Source organism: Pseudomonas cremoris (assembly GCF_014230465.1).
Genome location: NZ_JAAXCY010000002.1, coordinates 408,366 through 427,971, shown reverse-complemented (window position 1 = coordinate 427,971; position 19,606 = coordinate 408,366). Strand labels below are relative to the sequence as shown.

Here is a 19,606-nt window from a genome sequence, read left to right as displayed (position 1 = left end):
CCCAAGCATTGCTGAATATCGAATAAGGTTTGCCAGATGCTGATTATCCCCGCTATCGATCTCAAGGACGGCGCCTGCGTCCGTCTGCGCCAAGGCCGCATGGAAGACTCCACCGTGTTCTCCGATGACCCGGTGAGCATGGCTGCCAAATGGGTAGAAGGAGGCTGCCGTCGCCTGCATCTGGTGGACTTGAACGGCGCCTTCGAAGGCCAGCCGGTCAACGGCGAGGTGGTCACCGCCATCGCCAAGCGCTACCCGAACCTGCCGATCCAGATCGGCGGCGGTATTCGCTCGCTGGAAACCATCGAGCACTACGTCAAGGCAGGCGTGAGCTACGTGATCATCGGCACCAAGGCGGTGAAAGACCCGGCCTTTGTCGCCGAAGCGTGCCGCGCGTTCCCTGGCAAGGTCATCGTTGGCCTGGACGCCAAGGACGGTTTCGTCGCCACCGACGGCTGGGCTGAGATCAGCACCGTGCAGGTGATCGACCTGGCCAAGCAGTTTGAAGCCGACGGCGTGTCCGCCATCGTTTATACCGACATCGCCAAAGACGGCATGATGCAGGGCTGCAACGTACCGTTCACCGCTGCGTTGGCCGCGGCTACCAAGATCCCGGTGATTGCATCCGGTGGTATCCACAACCTGGGTGACATCAAGTCGCTGCTGGACGCCAAGGCGCCTGGCATCATCGGCGCCATCACCGGTCGTGCGATCTACGAAGGTACCCTGGACGTTGCCGAAGCCCAGGCTTACTGCGACGCCTACAACGGCTGAGGACTGACCATGGCGCTGGCCAAACGCATCATCCCTTGCCTGGACGTCGACAACGGTCGCGTGGTCAAGGGCGTCAAGTTCGAGAACATCCGCGACGCCGGTGACCCGGTGGAAATCGCCCGTCGCTACGACGAGCAAGGTGCCGACGAGATTACCTTCCTCGACATCACTGCCAGCGTCGACGGCCGCGACACCACGTTGCATACCGTGGAGCGCATGGCCAGTCAGGTCTTCATCCCGCTGACCGTGGGCGGCGGCGTGCGCACCGTGCAAGACATCCGCAACCTGCTCAATGCCGGCGCGGACAAGGTTTCGATCAACACCGCCGCCGTGTTCAATCCGGAGTTTGTCGGCGAGGCCGCGCAGCACTTTGGCTCGCAATGCATCGTGGTGGCCATCGACGCCAAGAAGGTTTCCGGCCCGGGCGAAACCCCGCGCTGGGAAATCTTCACCCACGGCGGTCGCAAGCCGACCGGCCTCGACGCGGTGGAGTGGGCGATGAAGATGGAAGGCCTGGGCGCCGGTGAAATCCTGCTGACCAGCATGGACCAGGACGGCATGAAAAACGGCTTCGACCTGGGCGTGACCCGCGCCATCAGTGATGCGCTAGGCATTCCGGTGATCGCCTCGGGTGGCGTCGGCAACCTGCAACACCTGGCCGACGGCGTGATCGAAGGCCACGCCAGTGCCGTGCTCGCGGCGAGTATTTTCCACTTTGGCGAATACACCGTTCCTGAGGCCAAGGCCTACATGGCCGCGCGCGGTATCGTCGTTCGCTAAACGCTGCTGGACACCATGGCAGGCGCGGGGCACTCTCTGCGCTTGCCATGGATTTCGGTAACCTTCATGTTCAAACACTTGCTGCTTGCCCTCGCCAGTACGTCCATCCTCTTGGTGGGTTCGGCCCGTGCCGAGGAGCCGTCTGGCGCCGCCCTGGTGCTGCTGACGGAAAACTTCCCGCCCTACAACATGGCGAAAAACGGCAAGAACTTCGCCAAAGAAGAGAACATCGAAGGCATCGCCGTGGACATCGTGCGCGAGACCTTCAAGCGTGCCGGCATTTCCTACAACCTCACCCTGCGTTTCCCCTGGGAACGAATCTACAAACTCGCCCTGGAAAAGCCCGGCTATGGCGTATTCGTGATGGCTCGCCTGCCGGACCGTGAAGCCCTGTTCAAATGGGTCGGTCCTATCGGGCCGGACGATTGGGTGATGCTGGCGAAGGCCGACAGCAAGATTCAGCTGGGCGACCTGGAGCAGGCGCGGCGCTACAAGATCGGCGCCTACAAGGGCGATGCCATTGCCGAAACCCTGGAAAAGCAGGGGCTCAATCCAGTCGTTGCGTTACGTGACCAGGACAATGCGCAAAAGCTCGTGGATGGCCAGATAGACCTGTGGGCCACCGGTGATCCGGCAGGCCGCTACCTGGCCCGTCAAGTCGGGGTGACCCAACTCAAGACGGTCTTGCGCTTCAACAGCGCCCAGTTGTACCTGGCGCTGAACAAAGAGGTGCCGGACGAGGTAGTGGCCAAACTGCAGCTGGCGCTCGATCAGTTGCGTGAAGAGGGCGTTGTGGACCAAATCATGGCGCGCTATCTCTAGCCCTTAACGCGGTTTGAGCAGGTCTTCTCGCAGGGCCGAGCGCTGATCGGCCTGATCGTACGCGTAGGTGCAGACTTTTATCGGTTGGTTGCGAGTCGAAATGAACTGTGCATATTTTTCCGCTGGGGCGTCCGGAGCCTGATTTTGTGGGGGCATGCCGTAGAGGTCCAGGGCTTCATCCAGGTCATCGCTTTCGGTAGGCGGCAGTGGTTGGTAGCCCTCGTGCACCGCGCAATCGGTCTCGGCTGCCGGGCCATATTTATAGATGACGCGGTTTATGAGCGGCGGTGCCAGGTGCCAGAGCACTGTGTAGTTCTGCAAGACGTGTTTGTCGAGTACGACCTTTACGTCCGGTTTGCGCGCTGTCGCTGGCTCCACCAGCTCCACGGCCACGGTCACGGCGTTTCGCATCGAGTTCCTGCTCACTCCTTGGTCTGATTCGACTCCCAGGATGCATAAAAAGTGCATGCCGGTCTGGGGGCCGATCGGATCTCTGATCACGGCATCTTTGCTTGGGAGTGGAGCGCTGTAATTGAGTGGGCTTTCGCATTCACTGGCCCGGCGTGTGGCCTTGTAACGGTACAGCGCGGTGTTGGCGGTAAACGCCAGGTTCCAGCGTGGCGTGATGCTTTGGCCCTGGTCTTTGGCGGTTTTCACGAAGTACTGCTGTATCGGCTCGTGCTTTGTGAAGGTGATCGAGGTGGCGGGGTAAAGATCGCAGGTCTGTGCATCGGCAGTCAGCACACCCTTGACGAAGCACTGTTTGAGAAACGTGACAGGGCTGCCGTAGTTGCTGTCGGCATGCCAGCTCGCCTGGCCGTTCTTGACTTCGCACGGCGTGTCGCGCTGGCATTTTTTTTCGGCGTCGCGGCCGATGGTGGTCGCGCTGAGAATGCCGAACAGGGTGTTGGTGGCGCGGTCCAGCAGCGGTCCGCCGAATGCGCCGGACTCGATACCCTGGCATTGGTTTTTCATGGTCACACGCCAGACAAACGGCTGCTCAACCACTTCTTCGGAGCTTTGTTGAACGCACGCCGACAGGTGCAGCGTGTTCCAGGCGGGCGCGCTCAGGGCCAGGATGTTGGTGCCGTCGGCGGGCACTGCGTCGGCGAGCTTCAAGGGTTCGATGCCGTCGTTGATCAAGGTGGCCAGCGGGCTTTCGAGTTCGATCAGCGCCAGGTCGACACCTTGGCTGCTGCCCCATTTCAGGGTCTTGAGTGGATAGATCTTGAGCTTTTCCAGGGTGTCCTCGAAGTAATTGAACGTGATGCTGCCCTTGAGTGGTCGGTCCTTGATCACCGCACCGCTGAGGCGGTGAATACAATGGCTGCTGGTGATGACATAGGCGGGGCCGGAATTGCCACGTTCATCGCGGGTATCGAGCAGCGTCGCGGTGCAGAGCGCGAAGGAGTCATTCCTGATGCGGCCCACGCCGCTCCAGTGGTTGTGTTGCCGGGTAGCGTTGGTGAGCAGTCGTGGCGGGCTGGTGCTGGTGAGGCCTTCGCCGAAATCGCCGGGGGTTGCCCACAAAGGCAACGATAAGGCTGCCAGCAATGCGCAGCACAGCAGTGAGTAAGGTCTATTCATGGATCAATCCGTTGAAGTGAGCTGGCCCAGAGGGTTCTGGGGTTGGCATCAACTATCAAAGGATCGACATTGGAAGGGGCGGTAGTTATTTGCCGTGGGTCAGGTAAGTGCCATCTTTGCCGTGGCCGGCCATTGCCTGGTTGCTGCGCACACTGATCATCAACTTGATATCGATCCAGTCCACGCCCTGGGCCTTGAGCTTGGGCAGCTCACGCTCCAGCACCGCCAGGGTTTGCGGGTAAGGGTGGCCGATCATCACCGCCGAGCCTTGTTTATGGGCCAGCTTGATTGCGGTCTGCAACTGCGTGGTGATTGCCGCCTCGGTGCGCTCATCATCGAGGAACACATCCCGCGAGACACTGGCCAGGCCGATCTTCTGCGCCTCGGCAGCGGCCACGGTCTGCGCGCTGGTGCGACTGTCGACGAAGAACTTGTTGCGCCGTTGCAACTCGGCCATCAGCCACGCCATGGCTGCGGGCTGTGCGGTCATGCGGCTGCCCATGTGGTTGTTGATGCCGGCGGTGTAGGGCACGGCCTTGAACGCGGCGTCCAGGCGCTTGCCGAGTTCCTCGATGGGCAGGTCGGGGTGCCAGGCGAACGGGCCGGTGGCCGGGTCCATGGGCATGTGCAGGATCACGATTTTGCCGGCCTTGTGGGCTTCGCGGGCAAATTCGGCGGCGTGAGGTGTGTCCGGCATGATCGCCGTGGTCACCGGGCCAGGCAGGGCCAGCACACGACGATCCCTGGGCAGGTTTTGCCCGAGGTCGTCGATGATGAGGGTCAGGTAGGCTTTGTGCGGCTCGTTGGCCGGAGTCGCGTGGGCGACTCCGGCCAGGCTGCACAGCACAGCGATGATCAGGGCAAAACGCATATCAACGGCTGCGGGTGATGCTCAAGCCCTTGAGCAGGCTCAGCGCCTGGGCCAGTTGGTAGTCATCGTCCTGCGGCATCGGCTTGGCTTTGGTGCCGCTGCCGGTTGGCTGGTCGGCACCGCCGTTGCCATTGCCCAGGTGACCTTGCAGGTCCGCCTCTTTGTAGTACTCGCCGTCGGACTCGCTGGTGATCTTGGCCTTGCGCACTTCGATGTCCGGCACGATGCCCTGGGCCTGGATCGAACGGCCGTTCGGCGTGTAGTACAGCGCCGTGGTGATTTTCAGCGCGCGATCATTGTTCAGCGGCAACACGGTTTGCACCGAGCCTTTACCGAAACTGGTGGTGCCCATCAGCACGCCGCGCTTCTGGTCTTGCAGGGCGCCGGCGACGATTTCTGACGCCGAGGCGCTGCCGCCGTTGATCAGCACGGCCAGTGGCACGCCTTCGCTTAGGTCGTTGCCGGTGGCCGAGAAACGCAGCTCGGAGTTGGCGATACGGCCCTTGGTGTACACGATCAAGCCTTTGGTAATGAAGTGATCGACCACTTCTACCGCTGCCTGCAGCACGCCGCCTGGGTTGTTACGCAGGTCCAGCACGATGCCGTTAAGCTTCTTTCCGTTGTCTTTACGCAGCTTGGCCAGGGCCTTGGCCACTTCGTCGCCGGTCTTGACCTGGAATTGGGTAATACGGATGTAGCCGTAACCCGACTCAAGCAACTGGCTCTTCACGCTCTTGACCGTGATGGTTGCGCGGGTCAGCGTCACATCGAACGGCGTGCCGCCGTCGCGTACCAGGGTCAGGGTGATTTTTTGGCCGATCTTGCCGCGCATCTTGTCGACGGCTTCGGTCATGGTCTGGCCGCGCGTTGGCTGGCCATTGATCTTGACGATGAAGTCGCCGGCCTGGATGCCGGCCTTGGACGCTGGGGTGTCGTCGATGGGCGACACGACCTTGACGTTGCCGTCTTCGGAGCCGACTTCGATGCCCAAGCCGCCGAATTCACCGCTGGTGCTTTCCTGCAGCTCGGCGAAATCTTCCGGGCCCAGGTAGGCGGAGTGCGGATCAAGGTTGCTGAGCATGCCCTTGATGGCATTCTCCAGCAGGGTCTTGTCGTCTACGGGTTCGACATACGCGGCCTTAATGCGGTCCATGACCTCGGCAAAGGTGCGCAGCTCGTCCAGCGGCAACGGCGCCTTGGTGGTCGCGGCGCTCGCAGCGGGTGCGGCTGGGGCGGCCTGGTCGGCAAATGCCAGAGGCGCGCCGATCACCAGGGCGATCGTCAGGGCCAGCGAAGTGAGGCGGGACAAATGCAGCATGTCGAACGAACTCCTAATGTAGATGCGGCCCTATCCTTGGGAACGGCACCATTGTGCAGGATCGCTTGGGCGACCCTGCTGACGAATAGCGAAGTACAGCGCCGGGGTGTCCTGGCCACCACTGTTACCGACAGTGGAGATGGATTCACCGGCTTTTACAACATCACCTGCCGACTTGAGTAAAGTCTGATTGTGGCCGTAAAGGCTCAAATAGCCATTACCGTGGTCAAGAATCACCAACAAACCGGCGCCCCGCAACCAATCGGCAAACACCACGCGCCCACCGTGAACGGCATGCACCTGGCTGCCGGCGGAGGCGCTGATCATCACGCCATCCCATTTCGCACGGGTGTCATCGCCACGGGTTTCCCCAAAGCGTGCCAGTAATCGACCATCAACTGGCCATGGAAGTTTGCCGCGTGCTGAAGCAAAAGGGCCGCCGAAGTTCTCGCCGGCGCTGGAAACCAGCGGGCCAGGGGCTGCATGCGCCGGTTTACGCGGTGCTGGGGCGTCCGAGGTGGCTGCCAGTTCGGCCTCACGCTGGCGCTTTTTTTCGGCTTCCTGCTGGGCGATCAGCGCTTTTTGCCGCGCTTCTTCGGCCTCGCGTGCCTGGCGCGCCAGGGTTTCTTCGATGGTCTTGAGCACTTTGGCCAGGTCGGCCTGGTCTTGCTCGCGGGCTTGCAGCTTGGCGTCTCGGGCCTTTACGTCGTCATTGAGCTTGGCCAGGGCCAGTTGGCGTTCCTTGCGCACCTTGTCCAGTTCGTCACGCTGGGCGTTGAGGGCGGTTTTCTGGTCTTCCAGCTGCGATTGCTGGTTGGCGATTTCCTGCTCGACATTGACCAACTGGCGCAGCGTCTCGTTGAAGCTTTTCAATTGCTCCAGGCGAGCCTTGCTCAGGTAATCGTAGTAAGTGAGGGTGCGGGCGAATTTTTCCGGGTTCTGCTGGTTGAGCAGCAGCTTGAGGTATTCCTGGCGGCCACTCTGATAGGCGGCGCGAGCTTGAATTGCGATCAGGCGTTGCTGTTCAACGCGTGCGCTCTGGAGTTTTTTTTTCTCAGCGTCGAGTCGCTCCAGTTCCGACTCGCTCTTCTTTAATTCTTTTTGCAGCTCCTGGACCTGCTTCTCCAGCTTGCCCATCTCGGTTTCCGTGCCGCGCAGGTCTTTCTGCACCCCGGATTTCTCTTCCTGGAGCTTGCCGAGCAGTTTCTTCAGCTCGGTAATGTCCTGACGCGTAGCGTCCAACTGTTGTTGGGTTTGTGCGCGCTCATCGGCAAACGCCGGTTGGAGCAGGCAGACAAGAGCGAGGGTAATCAAGGCGCGAAGCATAGAGGCGGGCGACACCAGGGAAATGGACGGCCTAGTATGCCCGCCAACTGCTGCAAAAAAAACGCCCAATTCGGGCGAGAGAGCAAGATAGGTGCCGAGTGGTGGAGGTATGGCAAAAAGACATCTTTGAAAACTGTACGAAACCAATGTGGGAGCGGGCTTGCTCGCGAATACGGTGTGTCAGTCGCCGAAAATATCGACTGAACTACCGCATTCGCGAGCAAGCCCGCTCCCACACTGGTTTTGTGGTGCGCTTTGGATCAGACCAGAATCGAAGTGCCGGTCATCTCCACTGGCTTCTCCAGCCCCATCAGTTTCAACATGGTGGGCGCCACGTCCGCCAGCACGCCGCCTTCACGCACTTTGAAATCACGCTTGCCGACATAGATGAACGGCACCGGCTCGGTAGTGTGGGCGGTGTGGGCCTGGCCGGTGGATTCGTCCGACATCTGCTCGCAGTTGCCGTGGTCGGCGGTGATCAGTGCTTCGCCGCCGACCTTGTCCAGGGCGTCGACAATGCGGCCCACGCACAGGTCCAGGCATTCCACGGCCTTGGTCGCCGCTTCCAGGTTGCCGCTGTGGCCGACCATGTCACCGTTGGCGTAGTTGACCACGATCACGTCATAACGCTGGTGCTCGATGGCGTCGACGATCTTGTCGGTGACTTCCGGCGCGCTCATTTCCGGCTGCAGGTCGTAGGTGGCGACTTTTGGCGACGGGATCAGGATGCGCTCTTCGCCCGGGAACGGTTCTTCACGGCCACCGGAGAAGAAGAAGGTCACGTGCGCGTATTTTTCGGTTTCGGCGATGCGCAACTGGGTCTTGCCGTTCTTGGCCAGGTAGTCGCCCAGCACGTTTTCCAGGCTGCCCGGTGCGAAAGCGGCAGGCGCTGGAATGCTGGCGGCGTATTGGGTCAGGCCGACGTACTGCACCTTTGGCTGGCGTGCGCGTTCGAACTCTTTGAAGCCGTCTTCGACAAATACGCGGCTGAGCTCGCGGGCGCGGTCGGCGCGGAAGTTCATGAACACCACAGCGTCGCCGTCTTCCACTTTCACCGGCTCGCCGATGGTGGTGGCTTTGACGAACTCGTCGCTCTCGCCACGGGCGTAGGCGGCTTCCAGGCCTTCCTGGGCGGTGGCAGCGTGGAATTCAGCCTGGCCGTCGACAATCAGGTTGTAAGCCTGGGACACGCGGTCCCAGCGGTTGTCGCGGTCCATGGCGAAATAACGGCCGACCAGGCTGGCGATGCGGCCCTTGCCCAGAGCGGCGAAGGTGGCGTCCAGCAATTCGATGGACGATTGCGCGCTTTTCGGCGGGGTGTCACGGCCGTCGAGGAAGGCGTGCAGGTAGATCTTGTCGGCGCCGCGCTTGAACGCCAGTTCGGCCATGGCAACCAAGTGGTCCTGGTGGCTGTGTACGCCACCGTCCGACAGCAGGCCCATGAAGTGCACGGCCTTGCCGGCGGCCACGGCTTTATCGACTGCGGCGCAGATGGTCGGGTTCTCGAAGAACTCGCCATCACGGATCGCTTTGGTCACGCGAGTGAAGTCTTGATAGACCACTCGTCCGGCGCCCAGATTCATATGGCCGACTTCCGAGTTGCCCATCTGGCCGTCCGGCAGGCCTACATCCATGCCGGAGCCGGAGATCAGGCCGTTGGGGACGGTAGCGGTCAGGCGGTCGAGGACCGGCTTCTTGGCCGCGTACACCGCGTTGTCGTGGTGGCTTTCACTGTGTCCGAAGCCATCGAGAATTATCAGGACCAAAGGTTTAGGCGTAGTAGTCATAGATCCTCTCGCGGCGCTAATAAGGAAGACAATTGAAAAGGGAGTGGCAGTTTAAAGCGAAGTTCCGACCACGTCACCGCTTTACGGGGGTTGGCCCCCCATGGCGGCTGTGTATACTTACCGCCATTTTAACGCCCTGGAACCTCCTTGATGGTTGATCACCTGATTGCATTTGCCACTGCCCACTACCTGCTTGTGGGTGCCTTCGTCATCCTGCTGGCACTGCTGATCGCTCACGAGCTGAGCCGCGGTGGCCGCAGCCTGAGCACGGCGGAGCTGACCGCGCTGGTCAACAAGGATGAAGCCGTGGTTGTCGACATCCGCCCGGCCAAGGAATTCGCCGCCGGCCACATCGTCGGTGCCCTGAACATTCCACAGGACAAGCTGATCGCGCGCCTGGCCGAACTGGAAAAATACAAAGCCAAGACCATCATCCTGGTCGACGCCCAAGGCCAGCACGCCGGCACCCACGCCCGCGAAATGCTCAAGACCGGTTTCACCGCCGCCAAGCTGTCCGGCGGTATCGGCAGCTGGAAAGCCGATAACCTCCCGCTGGTGAAGTGATATGAGCCAGGTTGTCGTGTACTCCAGCGATTGGTGCCCTTACTGCATGCGGGCCAAGGCCCTGCTTGAGAAAAAGGGCGTTGCCTTCGAAGAGATCAAGGTCGACGGCAAACCCCAGGTGCGCGCCGAAATGGCCCAGAAGGCGGGGCGCACGTCCGTGCCGCAAATCTGGATCGGTGCCAAGCACATCGGTGGTTGCGACGACCTGTTTGCCCTGGAGCGCGCCGGTAAACTTGATGCGCTGCTCGCCTAACCCCTAAAAGACCCCAAGATCACAAGGATCTGCGATGACTGACCAACAGAACACCGAAGCTGCGCAAGACCAAGGCCCACAGTTCTCGCTGCAGCGCATCTACGTGCGTGACCTGTCGTTTGAAGCGCCGAAAAGCCCGGCCATCTTCCGCCAGGAATGGACCCCAAGCGTTGCGCTGGACCTGAACACCCGTCAAAAGCCGCTGGAAGGTGACTTCCACGAAGTCGTGCTGACCCTGTCGGTCACCGTCAAGAACGGTGAAGAAGTGGCCTTCATTGCTGAAGTGCAACAGGCCGGTATCTTCCTGATCCAGGGCCTGGACGAAGCGTCCATGAGCCACACCCTGGGCGCGTTCTGCCCGAACATCCTGTTCCCGTATGCCCGTGAGACCCTGGACAGCCTGGTCACCCGTGGCTCGTTCCCAGCGCTGATGCTGGCTCCGGTGAACTTCGATGCCCTGTACGCTCAAGAGCTGCAGCGCATGCAACAGGAAGGTTCGTCGACGGTTCAGTAAGCTGTTCTGAATAACGACACCGATCAAATGTGGGAGCGGGCTTGCTCGCGAATGCGGTATTTCAGTCGATATCTTCGTTGACTGACACACCGCATTCGCGAGCAAGCCCGCTCCCACATTTGTTCAGCAGTGTTATTTAAAGCCCAATTGGCGCCAGCCTTCGTAGACGGCAACCGCCACGGTGTTGGACAGGTTCAAGCTGCGGCACCCTTCGCGCATTGGTAACCGCAGGCGATGGCCATCAGGCAGGGCATCCAGCACGTCGGCTGGCAGGCCCCGGCTTTCCGGGCCGAACAGGAAGGCATCGCCTTCGGCAAAGCTGACATCATGGAACGGCTGCGAGCCCTTGGTGGTGAACGCAAACAGTCGTGGATGCCCCAGGCTCTCCAGGCAGCTGGCCAGGTCGGCGTGGCGCTTGAGCGTGGCGTACTCGTGGTAGTCCAGCCCGGCGCGGCGCAGGCGTTTGTCGTCCATGTCGAAGCCCAAAGGCTCGATCAAATGCAGGTGGCAGCCACTGTTGGCGCACAGCCTGATAACGTTGCCGGTATTCGGCGGAATTTCTGGTTGAAAAAGGATGACGTGAAACATGCACGGCTCCGAAGGTAAAGATGCGCTGCATTCTACCCCCGAAGAGGACCCAAGACCGAAGCTAATGCCGAAGGTCATGGGCTCTTTGGCGATTGTCGGCGTGATGGTGGGCCTGATGATTGGCCGCCTCACCACCCCGGACCCCATCGAACTGCAGCAGGTGGATACAGCGGCGGACGGTGTGGTGGTGTGGTTCAACAGCGAGCCCAAGCTGCACGGCGAGCATATCGACGGCACCGTGGCGCTGCTGTTCGACGCCCAGGGCAAAACCGCCAGCGGGCAACTCAAGGTCAATGACAAGGATGTGAATTGGCGCATTCGCAAAACCGATGGCGGCTTGCTGCTGAACCTGGTGGCGGCTCGGCCATTGCGAGGGGAGTGGAGGGGCGAGAAGGCCGAAGGCCGTTGGCGGCTGGAGATCCATCTCCAAGAGCAATAAAAGAGGGAATCCCCGGCCTGCCTGTACCAAGGTCCCCAAAACGGGTTGGAGCTATGGGCGCTGTGCCACATAAGCCCCGGGTGTAAAGAAGGGAGTTCCCGGCCTGCCTGTACCAGGGCTCCCAAAACGGGGTGAAGCCGCAAGGGCTTCGGTGTTAAAGAGGGAATCCCCGGCCTGCCTGTACCAAGGTTCCCCAAAGCGGTATGGAGCGCGACGCGGTTCGCATCAAGCACCCCGGGTGTAAAGAGGGGACTCTCGGCCTGCCTGTACCAAGGTCCCCGAAACTGGGTTGTACAGGGGTTATTGCAGGGCGCGTGCCAGAGTTGTCTGGTTACGCTAAAAAATATACTTAGAAAGCGCAAAGCCCCGGAATACGGGGCTTTGGTGGTTTTGGGGTTTAAGGATTTTGTTGTTGGGCGGATGTTTCAGGAATTGGGTTGGTGCCCGATGCCGGTTCATGGTGCATTCAAGCGGTGCACGATCCTGAATCGTATGGAGATCCAAATGTGGGAGCGGGCTTGCTCGCGAAAGCGGTGGGTCAGACAAAATAGCTGTGCCTGATACACCGCATTCGCGAGCAAGCCCGCTCCCACACGAGATCAACAGTGAATCTGAGGCTCAGGCGTCTTCACCCTCGTCATCATCCCCACCATCCACCTTCATCCCCAGCTCCTTGATCTTGCGCGTCAGGGTATTACGCCCCCAACCCAGCAACACCGCAGCATCGCGACGGCGCCCGGCGGTGTGTTTCAAGGCCGTCTCGATCATGATCCGCTCGAACGCCGGTACGGCGCTGTCCAGCAAGTTCGACTGGCCGCGTGCCAGGGCCTGGTCGGCCCATTGGCGCAGCGCCTGCTCCCAGTTGGTCACCGGTGCCGAGTCCTGCGGCAGGCTCAGCAGCTCCGGCGGCAGGTCGCTGATGTGCACTTCACGCCCGGACGCCATCACCGTGATCCAGCGGCAGGTGTTCTCCAACTGGCGCACGTTGCCCGGCCACGGCAGGTTCTTCAGGTATTCCTCGGTTTCGCTTTTCAGCAGCTTGGGCTCGACGGCGAGCTCCTGGGCGGCGCGGCTGAGGAAGTGGCGGGCCAGGGTCGGGATGTCTTCGCGGCGATCCGACATGCGCGGGATATGGATGCGGATCACGTTGAGGCGGTGGAACAAGTCCTCACGGAACTTGCCTGCGTGCACCAGGGTTTCCAGGTTCTGGTGCGTCGCCGCGATGATGCGCACGTCGACCTTGACCGGCGTGTGCCCGCCCACGCGATAGAACTCACCATCCGCCAATACCCGCAGCAGGCGCGTCTGGGTGTCGGCCGGCATATCGCCGATTTCATCCAGGAACAGCGTGCCGCCGTCGGCCTGCTCAAAGCGTCCGCGACGCAAATTGGCCGCACCGGTGAAGGCCCCTTTTTCATGGCCGAACAGCTCGGACTCCATCAGGTCCTTGGGAATCGCCGCCATGTTCAGTGCGATAAACGGCGAGGCTGCCCGTGGGCTGTGACGGTGCAGGGCGTGGGCCACCAACTCTTTACCCGTACCCGACTCACCGTTGATCAGCACGGTAATGTTGGAGTGGCTCAAGCGCCCGATGGCGCGAAACACTTCCTGCATCGCCGGCGCTTCGCCGATGATTTCCGGGGTGCGGGTCAGGGTCGGTGGCGCTTCCTGGCTTTGCTGTTCCTGGGCGTGCTGGTTGGCGCGCTTGACCAGCGCCACCGCCTCGTCCACGTCGAATGGCTTGGGCAGGTATTCGAACGCACCACCCTGGTAAGACGCGACAGCGCTGTCCAGGTCCGAGTGCGCGGTCATGATGATCACCGGCAGGCGCGGGTGCTGCTCACGAATACGGGCCAGCAGGTCCAGGCCACTGGCACCGGGCATGCGGATGTCGGAGATGATCACGTCCGGCTGCTGGCGCGCCAGGCGGCTCATCACGCCGTCGGCGCTGTCGAAGCTCTGGGTGGTCATGCCTTCCTGTTGCAAGGCTTTCTCGAGGACCCAGCGGATAGAACGGTCGTCATCGACGATCCAGACAGTTTCACTACGGCTCATGTCGATGGGGCTCCTTGTTCCAGTGGCAGAAAGATCGAGAAGGTGGTGTGGCCAGGATGGCTCTCACATTCGATCAGGCCCTGATGCTGGCTGATGATGTTCTGGGTAATGGCCAGGCCCAGCCCGGTACCGTCCGGGCGGCCACTGACCATGGGAAAGAAGATGGTTTCCTGGAGTTCCGCAGGAATGCCCGGGCCGTTGTCGATGATCTCGACCTTGGTCACCAGGCGATGACGCACGTGGCCGATGGTGAACTGGCGCAGGGCGCGCGTGCGCAGACTGATGCGGCCCAGGCGCAGCTCGTTCTGGCTGCTGATGGCCTGCATGGCGTTGCGCACGATGTTGAGCACCGCCTGGATCATCTGTTCACGATCGATCAGTACGTCGGGAATGCTCGGGTCGTAGTCGCGCACCAGGTTGATGCAACCTTGGCTTTCGGCCTCCACCAATTGGCAAACGCGCTCCAGCACTTCGTGCACGTTGGTCATCGCCAGGGACGGCAGCTTGTTGGAGCCGAGCATGCGGTCCACCAGGTTACGCAAGCGATCGGCTTCTTCGATGATGACGTTGGTGTAGTCCTTGAGGTGCTCTTCCGGCAGTTCACGGGCCAGCAGCTGCGCCGCGCCACGGATCCCGCCCAGCGGGTTCTTGATTTCATGGGCGAGGCCGCGCACCAGCATCTTGCTGGTCTCCTGCTTGGACAGCTGCGCTTCCTCCTTGGTGATACGCAGCAGGCGATCACGAGGGTGCACTTCGAGCAGTAGCAGGGTGGCGCCGTTGCTCAGGATCGGGGTCACGGCGTAGTCGACGGTCAGCGTCTGGCCGGTGAGGGCGGTGAGCATCGCTTCGCGCTTGGTGAAAGGGTGTGCCTGCTCCACCGCCTGGCGCAACGAGCTCAACGCTTCGGCCGACTCGGTGAACAATTCGCTGATGAACTGCCCATGGCTGCGCTGGCCGCTGATGGCCAAGAGCATCTCCGCCGCCGGGTTCATGTACTCAAGACGCAGGTCGTCGTTGAGCAAGATGGTCGCGGTGGTCAGGTTGTCGAGTAATAAACGGTGCAGTGCATCGCTGATGGTCATCAGGACCTCTTTTGGAGCAAGGCGCGGGCTTGAGGCACACGCTGATACAAGGAAAATGCAAAAACCAAACCAAGGCTCCGAAAAGAAGCGCGAAACCCCTGAAATGGGGGTTTTAGGCGCGAAACTGTGGCGTTCTGCCAGCTTGCTCGGGAAGTTTCGAACCAAAATGGGCTGGACAGGTGGGTAGGGTGCAGCCTATCGCACCAATATAGTGCGGTTTTGTGAAGGTTGTTCAGGAAGTGCGCGGATCGTTTTCAGGGCGTACTGCAAACGATCCGTGAGGGGGGTCAATGTTGTTCGGACAGCGGCATGCCTGGAGTGCCTGCGTAAAAGACCAGAAGCTCTACGGCAGAGTTTCCGGTGAAGCCGCGGTGTTCGGTGCCCACCATTTCGGCGAGGGTTTGCCCTTGTTTCAAGGTGCGAGTCACTCCGCTTTTATGGGTTTGAACCGTCAGTTCCCCGGAAACGATGTAGGCGGCGTTAGGCATCGGGTGAGTGTGCCATGGCAATTGCGTGTGAGCAGGAATCTTGAGGCGTATCAGCGTGAGCTGCGGTGGGCCGGAGGGATAGGCTTTGTAAGGCACGCCATCCCACGACTCGCTGCGTTCGAGCAATACCTCTTTTTCGATGTGTACAGCGTCCTTTGGCTGGGTGCCGCAGCCCAGCAACGACAAGCCCATCGCTGTTGCAATCAAGCACTTGTGGGTGTCCATGGTTCCATCCTGATCGGTAAGTGGCTGGTCAGGCTATCTCTACCGACAGGAGGCTGGATGCAGGACGGTGCTTCGAATCAAGTAGGGCGAGTACACAACTCTGCAGTGGCACGGATCATCGCCAGTTGGCGCATGGGGTCATTCAGCGGCTCATGCACTGCTTGAGCCAGCCATTGCGGGCATTGTGGGTCGGCGCGCCGAGGGGCGAAGTCGGCCAGTTGTTGCAGCAGGCGTTTTTGCAGTTGATCCAGTTGCGGGCGTATTTGCTTGACCAGGTCAGGGCGCGGGTCGTCTGGCGCCTTGCCTAGAAGCTGCCAGTCGGACAGGTGGGTGTATTGCACCAATTTGTTCGCCTCGATCTGCGCCGAAAAGAATTGTTCGACGGCGGCAGGCGTCAGCTTGTAGCTCGGTGCCTGGGCGACAACGCTGGCGATGACCTCTTGTTCGCGTTTTTTGTCCTCGACGGGTTTTTTGCTGTCCCATTTGCTCAGGGCGACCTGGTCGGCAATGGCCAGGCGTTCGGCGATGCTGTTGAGCAGAGGCTCAAGAGTGGTAGGCGCAGCGGATGCACCGGCGCTGGCGAACAGTAGGGCGAATGCAAAACTATATTTCAACGGAGATCTCCTTGTGGGAGCGGGCTTGCTCGCGAATGCGGTGGTTCAGTCAACATTTGCGGTGACTGATACCCCGCTTTCGCGAGCAAGCCCGCTCCCACATTTTTAATGGGGTTTGCAGGCCTACAGCGGCGTCAGCCGGATACTCGACCACCAAGCAGCCACCTGACAAATCCCAGGCAAAAAAAGACCTCCCGAAGGAGGTCTTTCTCATCACGCCACGTTAAGCAGCGCTACCGGATCAGCAGCTGTAGTACAGCTCGTATTCCAGTGGGTGTACGAAGGTGCGAACCTTGATTTCTTCTTCGCTTTTCAGGCCGATGTACGCGTCGATGAAGTCGTCGCTGAACACGCCGCCTTTGGTCAGGAACGCACGGCCCTTGTCCAGCTCTTCCAGGGCTTCTTTCAGGCTGCCACACACTTGTGGGATCTCTTTGGCCTCTTCAGGCGGCAGGTCGTACAAGTTTTTGTCGGCGGCATCGCCAGGGTGGATCTTGTTCTGGATACCGTCCAGGCCGGCCATTACCAGGGCAGCGAAGGCCAGGTACGGGTTGGCTGCTGGATCCGGGAAGCGAGCTTCGATACGGCGAGCGCGAGGGCTGGACACGTAAGGAATACGGATCGAGGCGGAACGGTTGCGAGCCGAGTAGGCCAGCATTACTGGCGCTTCGAAACCTGGGACCAGACGCTTGTAGGAGTTGGTCGACGGGTTGGTGAAGCCGTTCAGGGCCTTACCGTGCTTGATGATACCGCCGATGAAGTACAGGGCGGTGTCGGACAGGCCGGCATAACCTTCGCCAGCGAAGGTGTTCTTGCCATCTTTGGCGATGGACAGGTGAACGTGCATACCCGAACCGTTATCGCCGTACAGAGGCTTAGGCATGAAGGTAGCGGTACGGCCGTAGGCAACGGCAGTGTTGTGTACGCAGTACTTCAGGGTTTGAACTTCGTCAGCCTTGGCAACCAGGGTGTTGAACTTCACACCGATTTCGTTCTGACCGGCAGTGGCCACTTCGTGGTGGTGCACTTCGATGACCAGGCCCATGTCTTCCATGGCGTTGCACATGGAGGTGCGGATTTCGTGGTCGTGGTCGAACGGCGGAACTGGGAAGTAGCCACCTTTGATGCCTGGGCGGTGGCCATGGTTGCCGCCTTCCACGTCCTGGTCGGACATCCACGAACCTTGTTCGGAGTAGATCTTGAACATGGAACCGGAGATGTCGGACTTGAACTTCACTTGGTCAAAGATGAAGAATTCTGGTTCTGGACCTACGAATACGGTGTCACCGATACCGGTGGACTTCAGGTATTCCTCGGCACGCTTGGCGATCGCACGTGGGTCGCGGTCGTAGCCTTGCATGGTCGAAGGCTCGATCACGTCGCAAACCAGGATCAGGGTTGGCTCTTCGGTGAACGGGTCCAGTACGGCAGTGCTGTCGTCCGGCATCAGGATCATGTCGGAAGCTTCGATGCCTTTCCAGCCAGCGATGGAGGAGCCGTCGAACATTTTGCCTTCTTCGAAGAAAGCGTCATCCAGCGCGTCGCGAGCCGGCATGGTCACGTGGTGCTGAGTGCCTTTGGTGTCCGTGAAGCGCAGATCAATCCATTTAACGTCATGATCTTTGATGAGTTGAACCGACTTCGACATAGTGTCCTCCGGGTGGCTTCGGGCTGGGGTAGTGGAGTTAGCCCTTAGAATGTGGGTGATGCCGGCGCGGATACTCCGCCATGGCAACCTGCCTCACAAGAGAGCAAATTGCATGCCAGTGCGCCAACATGGGTTTTTTGGTGCAAAAACGCCCCTATAAAGGTGCAATGCGACAAAAGCGTGAAAATGGCGCACCGCAATGTGGCGTGAATTCGTGAAAATGCACCTCTTTAGTGCGCGATCAGTCCTTTGCATATTAACTGGTTAAACCTTGAGCGATTTCCGCTATAATCCGCGCCCCCCTTTTTCAGCAGGCCCGGCGCGCGCTGTTTCCATGAAATTAATCGTTAAAGTCTTCCCCGAGATCACCATCAAAAGCCGACCGGTACGGACGCGTTTCATCCGTCAATTGGCCAAGAACATCCGTGCCGTGCTCCGAGACCTGGACCCGGCTGTGGTGGTGAACGGCGTGTGGGACAACCTCGAGCTGGAAACCCGCATTACCGACGCCAAAGCCTTGAAGGACATGACCGAGCGCCTGAGCTGCATGCCAGGCATTGCGCATTTCCTGCAGGTAGACGAGTACCCGCTGGGCGACTTCGACGACATCACCGAGAAGTGCAAACAGCACTACGGCAGTGAGCTCGAAGGCAAGATCTTTTCAGTGCGCTGCAAGCGTGCCGGCAAGCACACCTTCAGCTCCATGGACGTCGAGAAATACGTCGGCAGCAAGCTGCGTCGCGAATGCGGCGCCGCTGGAATTTCCCTGAAAGCACCGCAAATTGAAGTGCGCATGGAAATTCGCGACCAACGGTTGTTTGTGATCCACAGCCAGCACAACAGCATCGGCGGCTACCCGCTGGGCGCCCTGGAACAGACCCTGGTCCTCATGTCCGGCGGTTTCGATTCCACGGTGGCGGCCTACCAGATCATGCGTCGCGGCCTGATGAGCCACTTCTGCTTCTTTAATCTGGGCGGGCGTGCACACGAATTGGGCGTGATGGAAGTTGCGCACTTTATCTGGAAGAAATACGGCAGCTCCCAACGCGTGCTATTTGTAAGCGTACCGTTCGAGGAAGTGCTGGGCGAAATTCTCGGCAAAGTCGATAACGGTCATATGGGCGTAGTATTGAAGCGTATGATGTTGCGCGCTGCGTCGCAGATTGCCGACCGCCTGCAAATCGACGCACTGGTGACCGGTGAAGCGATCTCCCAGGTGTCCAGCCAGACGCTGCCCAACCTGTCGATCATCGATTGCGTCACCGAAAAGCTGGTGCTGCGCCCGCTGATCGCCAGCCACAAGCAGGACATCATCGACCTGGCCGAAGAAATCGGCACCGCCGACTTTGCCAAGCACATGCCTGAGTACTGCGGGGTCATTTCGGTGAATCCCAAGACCCACGCCAAGCGTCACCGCGTGGAGCATGAAGAGAAAGAATTCGACATGGCGATTCTGGAGCGTGCGCTCGAGAACGCCAAGCTGGTCCCGATCGATCGCGTGATCGACGAACTGGGCCAGGATGTGAAGATCGAAGAAGTCAGCGAAGCCCTGGCCGGCCAGATCGTCGTCGACATCCGTCACCCGGATGCCGCGGAAGATGAGCCGCTGGAAATTGCTGGCATCGACGTACAAACGCTGCCGTTTTATGCATTGAACGCGCGTTTCAAGGAACTGGATAACAGCCGTCAGTACCTGCTGTATTGCGACAAAGGCGTGATGAGTCGCCTGCATGCCCACCATTTGCTCAGTGAGGGGCATGCCAATGTGCGCGTTTATCGACCGAGCTAAGAGCCCGGGGCTGTTTGCCTGTGGCCTGCGTCACCGGCCCCCCGACTCTGCCGTCAAGCTGTAACGGCAAGGCCTGACTCTA

19 protein-coding genes are annotated in these 19,606 nt (G+C 60.2%); 8 read left to right on the top strand and 11 right to left on the bottom strand.

Annotation, left to right across the window (positions count from 1 at the left end; translation table 11 throughout):
- The first annotated feature begins 36 nt into the window (after nucleotides 1–36).
- The 3 genes from hisA to HF257_RS05440 all read left to right on the top strand — a co-directional run bounded on the left by hisA (nucleotide 37) and on the right by HF257_RS05440 (nucleotide 2,376).
- Nucleotides 37–774 carry a 1-(5-phosphoribosyl)-5-[(5-phosphoribosylamino)methylideneamino]imidazole-4-carboxamide isomerase gene (gene hisA, locus HF257_RS05450; protein WP_003187784.1) on the top strand — a complete coding sequence of 246 codons (738 nt, stop codon included), beginning with the start codon at nucleotides 37–39 and terminating at the stop codon, nucleotides 772–774.
- Between the two features lie 9 nt (nucleotides 775–783).
- On the top strand, nucleotides 784–1,554 hold the full coding sequence (hisF, locus tag HF257_RS05445) for an imidazole glycerol phosphate synthase subunit HisF (protein WP_003171107.1): 771 nt from the start codon (nucleotides 784–786) through the stop codon (nucleotides 1,552–1,554).
- A gap of 66 nt (nucleotides 1,555–1,620) precedes the next feature.
- A complete protein-coding gene (locus HF257_RS05440) occupies nucleotides 1,621–2,376 on the top strand; it encodes a substrate-binding periplasmic protein (RefSeq protein WP_185704715.1) in 756 nt (251 codons plus the stop codon).
- Nucleotides 2,377–2,379: 3 nt separating this feature from the next.
- Here HF257_RS05440 and HF257_RS05435 read toward each other — a convergent pair whose 3' ends face one another.
- The 5 genes from HF257_RS05435 to gpmI all read right to left on the bottom strand — a co-directional run bounded on the left by HF257_RS05435 (nucleotide 2,380) and on the right by gpmI (nucleotide 9,265).
- Nucleotides 2,380–3,963 carry a trypsin-like peptidase domain-containing protein gene (locus HF257_RS05435; protein WP_185704717.1) on the bottom strand — a complete coding sequence of 528 codons (1,584 nt, stop codon included), beginning with the start codon at nucleotides 3,961–3,963 and terminating at the stop codon, nucleotides 2,380–2,382.
- 85 nt (nucleotides 3,964–4,048) lie between these two features.
- Nucleotides 4,049–4,834 (bottom strand): divergent polysaccharide deacetylase family protein, encoded by a 786-nt coding sequence (locus HF257_RS05430; RefSeq protein WP_185704719.1) that lies wholly within the window; start codon nucleotides 4,832–4,834, stop codon nucleotides 4,049–4,051.
- Between the two features lies 1 nt (nucleotide 4,835).
- Nucleotides 4,836–6,152: a S41 family peptidase gene (locus HF257_RS05425; protein ID WP_185704721.1), complete on the bottom strand. Its 1,317-nt coding sequence runs from the start codon at nucleotides 6,150–6,152 to the stop codon at nucleotides 4,836–4,838.
- A gap of 30 nt (nucleotides 6,153–6,182) precedes the next feature.
- Nucleotides 6,183–7,478, bottom strand: a complete 1,296-nt coding sequence (locus HF257_RS05420) for a murein hydrolase activator EnvC family protein (RefSeq protein WP_185704723.1) — start codon at nucleotides 7,476–7,478, stop codon at nucleotides 6,183–6,185.
- A 260-nt stretch (nucleotides 7,479–7,738) separates the two neighbouring features.
- Nucleotides 7,739–9,265 (bottom strand): 2,3-bisphosphoglycerate-independent phosphoglycerate mutase, encoded by a 1,527-nt coding sequence (gene gpmI / locus HF257_RS05415; RefSeq protein WP_185704725.1) that lies wholly within the window; start codon nucleotides 9,263–9,265, stop codon nucleotides 7,739–7,741.
- 150 nt (nucleotides 9,266–9,415) lie between these two features.
- Here gpmI and HF257_RS05410 point away from each other — a divergent pair, with 150 nt between their 5' ends.
- The 3 genes from HF257_RS05410 to secB are packed head-to-tail and all read left to right on the top strand — an operon-like array spanning nucleotide 9,416 to nucleotide 10,596.
- Complete coding sequence (locus HF257_RS05410; protein WP_185704727.1) at nucleotides 9,416–9,829, top strand: rhodanese-like domain-containing protein; 414 nt, start codon at nucleotides 9,416–9,418, stop codon at nucleotides 9,827–9,829.
- A gap of 1 nt (nucleotide 9,830) precedes the next feature.
- On the top strand, nucleotides 9,831–10,082 hold the full coding sequence (gene grxC / locus HF257_RS05405; protein ID WP_017734847.1) for a glutaredoxin 3: 252 nt from the start codon (nucleotides 9,831–9,833) through the stop codon (nucleotides 10,080–10,082).
- Between the two features lie 34 nt (nucleotides 10,083–10,116).
- Nucleotides 10,117–10,596: a protein-export chaperone SecB gene (gene secB / locus HF257_RS05400; protein WP_185704729.1), complete on the top strand. Its 480-nt coding sequence runs from the start codon at nucleotides 10,117–10,119 to the stop codon at nucleotides 10,594–10,596.
- Between the two features lie 132 nt (nucleotides 10,597–10,728).
- Here secB and HF257_RS05395 read toward each other — a convergent pair whose 3' ends face one another.
- A complete protein-coding gene (locus tag HF257_RS05395) occupies nucleotides 10,729–11,184 on the bottom strand; it encodes a tRNA (cytidine(34)-2'-O)-methyltransferase (RefSeq protein WP_122428461.1) in 456 nt (151 codons plus the stop codon).
- On the opposite strand from HF257_RS05395, the gene HF257_RS05390 reads away from it, so the two are divergent.
- Complete coding sequence (locus HF257_RS05390) at nucleotides 11,183–11,623, top strand: hypothetical protein (RefSeq protein ID WP_185704731.1); 441 nt, start codon at nucleotides 11,183–11,185, stop codon at nucleotides 11,621–11,623. The two genes, HF257_RS05395 and HF257_RS05390, sit on opposite strands and share 2 nt — an antisense overlap.
- Nucleotides 11,624–12,241: 618 nt before the next feature.
- Here the strand turns inward: HF257_RS05390 and ntrC are convergent.
- From ntrC to glnA, 5 genes are all read right to left on the bottom strand, one after another.
- On the bottom strand, nucleotides 12,242–13,678 hold the full coding sequence (ntrC, locus tag HF257_RS05385; protein WP_185704733.1) for a nitrogen regulation protein NR(I): 1,437 nt from the start codon (nucleotides 13,676–13,678) through the stop codon (nucleotides 12,242–12,244).
- On the bottom strand, nucleotides 13,675–14,760 hold the full coding sequence (gene glnL, locus HF257_RS05380) for a nitrogen regulation protein NR(II) (protein WP_185704734.1): 1,086 nt from the start codon (nucleotides 14,758–14,760) through the stop codon (nucleotides 13,675–13,677). Before glnL ends, ntrC begins: the two co-directional genes overlap by 4 nt.
- 287 nt (nucleotides 14,761–15,047) lie before the next feature.
- Nucleotides 15,048–15,473: a cupin domain-containing protein gene (locus HF257_RS05375; protein ID WP_185704736.1), complete on the bottom strand. Its 426-nt coding sequence runs from the start codon at nucleotides 15,471–15,473 to the stop codon at nucleotides 15,048–15,050.
- 77 nt (nucleotides 15,474–15,550) lie between these two features.
- Nucleotides 15,551–16,087, bottom strand: coding sequence for a chorismate mutase (locus HF257_RS05370; protein WP_185704738.1), 537 nt, complete (start codon nucleotides 16,085–16,087; stop codon nucleotides 15,551–15,553).
- Nucleotides 16,088–16,328: 241 nt separating this feature from the next.
- A complete protein-coding gene (glnA, locus tag HF257_RS05365) occupies nucleotides 16,329–17,735 on the bottom strand; it encodes a type I glutamate--ammonia ligase (RefSeq protein ID WP_064054085.1) in 1,407 nt (468 codons plus the stop codon).
- Between the two features lie 334 nt (nucleotides 17,736–18,069).
- Here glnA and thiI point away from each other — a divergent pair, with 334 nt between their 5' ends.
- Nucleotides 18,070–19,524, top strand: a complete 1,455-nt coding sequence (gene thiI, locus HF257_RS05360) for a tRNA uracil 4-sulfurtransferase ThiI (RefSeq protein ID WP_185704740.1) — start codon at nucleotides 18,070–18,072, stop codon at nucleotides 19,522–19,524.
- The last annotated feature ends 82 nt before the right edge of the window (nucleotides 19,525–19,606 follow it).

What these genes read in the sequence shown, in the direction of transcription:
- hisA (WP_003187784.1), top strand. Translation starts at nt 37, where the DNA reads ATGCTGATTATCCCCGCTATCGATCTCAAGGACGGCGCCTGCGTCCGT.
- hisF (WP_003171107.1), top strand. Translation starts at nt 784, where the DNA reads ATGGCGCTGGCCAAACGCATCATCCCTTGCCTGGACGTCGACAACGGT.
- HF257_RS05440 (WP_185704715.1), top strand. Translation starts at nt 1,621, where the DNA reads ATGTTCAAACACTTGCTGCTTGCCCTCGCCAGTACGTCCATCCTCTTG.
- HF257_RS05435 (WP_185704717.1), bottom strand. Translation starts at nt 3,963, where the DNA reads ATGAATAGACCTTACTCACTGCTGTGCTGCGCATTGCTGGCAGCCTTA.
- HF257_RS05430 (WP_185704719.1), bottom strand. Translation starts at nt 4,834, where the DNA reads ATGCGTTTTGCCCTGATCATCGCTGTGCTGTGCAGCCTGGCCGGAGTC.
- HF257_RS05425 (WP_185704721.1), bottom strand. Translation starts at nt 6,152, where the DNA reads ATGCTGCATTTGTCCCGCCTCACTTCGCTGGCCCTGACGATCGCCCTG.
- HF257_RS05420 (WP_185704723.1), bottom strand. Translation starts at nt 7,478, where the DNA reads ATGCTTCGCGCCTTGATTACCCTCGCTCTTGTCTGCCTGCTCCAACCG.
- gpmI (WP_185704725.1), bottom strand. Translation starts at nt 9,265, where the DNA reads ATGACTACTACGCCTAAACCTTTGGTCCTGATAATTCTCGATGGCTTC.
- HF257_RS05410 (WP_185704727.1), top strand. Translation starts at nt 9,416, where the DNA reads ATGGTTGATCACCTGATTGCATTTGCCACTGCCCACTACCTGCTTGTG.
- grxC (WP_017734847.1), top strand. Translation starts at nt 9,831, where the DNA reads ATGAGCCAGGTTGTCGTGTACTCCAGCGATTGGTGCCCTTACTGCATG.
- secB (WP_185704729.1), top strand. Translation starts at nt 10,117, where the DNA reads ATGACTGACCAACAGAACACCGAAGCTGCGCAAGACCAAGGCCCACAG.
- HF257_RS05390 (WP_185704731.1), top strand. Translation starts at nt 11,183, where the DNA reads ATGCACGGCTCCGAAGGTAAAGATGCGCTGCATTCTACCCCCGAAGAG.
- HF257_RS05395 (WP_122428461.1), bottom strand. Translation starts at nt 11,184, where the DNA reads ATGTTTCACGTCATCCTTTTTCAACCAGAAATTCCGCCGAATACCGGC.
- ntrC (WP_185704733.1), bottom strand. Translation starts at nt 13,678, where the DNA reads ATGAGCCGTAGTGAAACTGTCTGGATCGTCGATGACGACCGTTCTATC.
- glnL (WP_185704734.1), bottom strand. Translation starts at nt 14,760, where the DNA reads ATGACCATCAGCGATGCACTGCACCGTTTATTACTCGACAACCTGACC.
- HF257_RS05375 (WP_185704736.1), bottom strand. Translation starts at nt 15,473, where the DNA reads ATGGACACCCACAAGTGCTTGATTGCAACAGCGATGGGCTTGTCGTTG.
- glnA (WP_064054085.1), bottom strand. Translation starts at nt 17,735, where the DNA reads ATGTCGAAGTCGGTTCAACTCATCAAAGATCATGACGTTAAATGGATT.
- thiI (WP_185704740.1), top strand. Translation starts at nt 18,070, where the DNA reads ATGAAATTAATCGTTAAAGTCTTCCCCGAGATCACCATCAAAAGCCGA.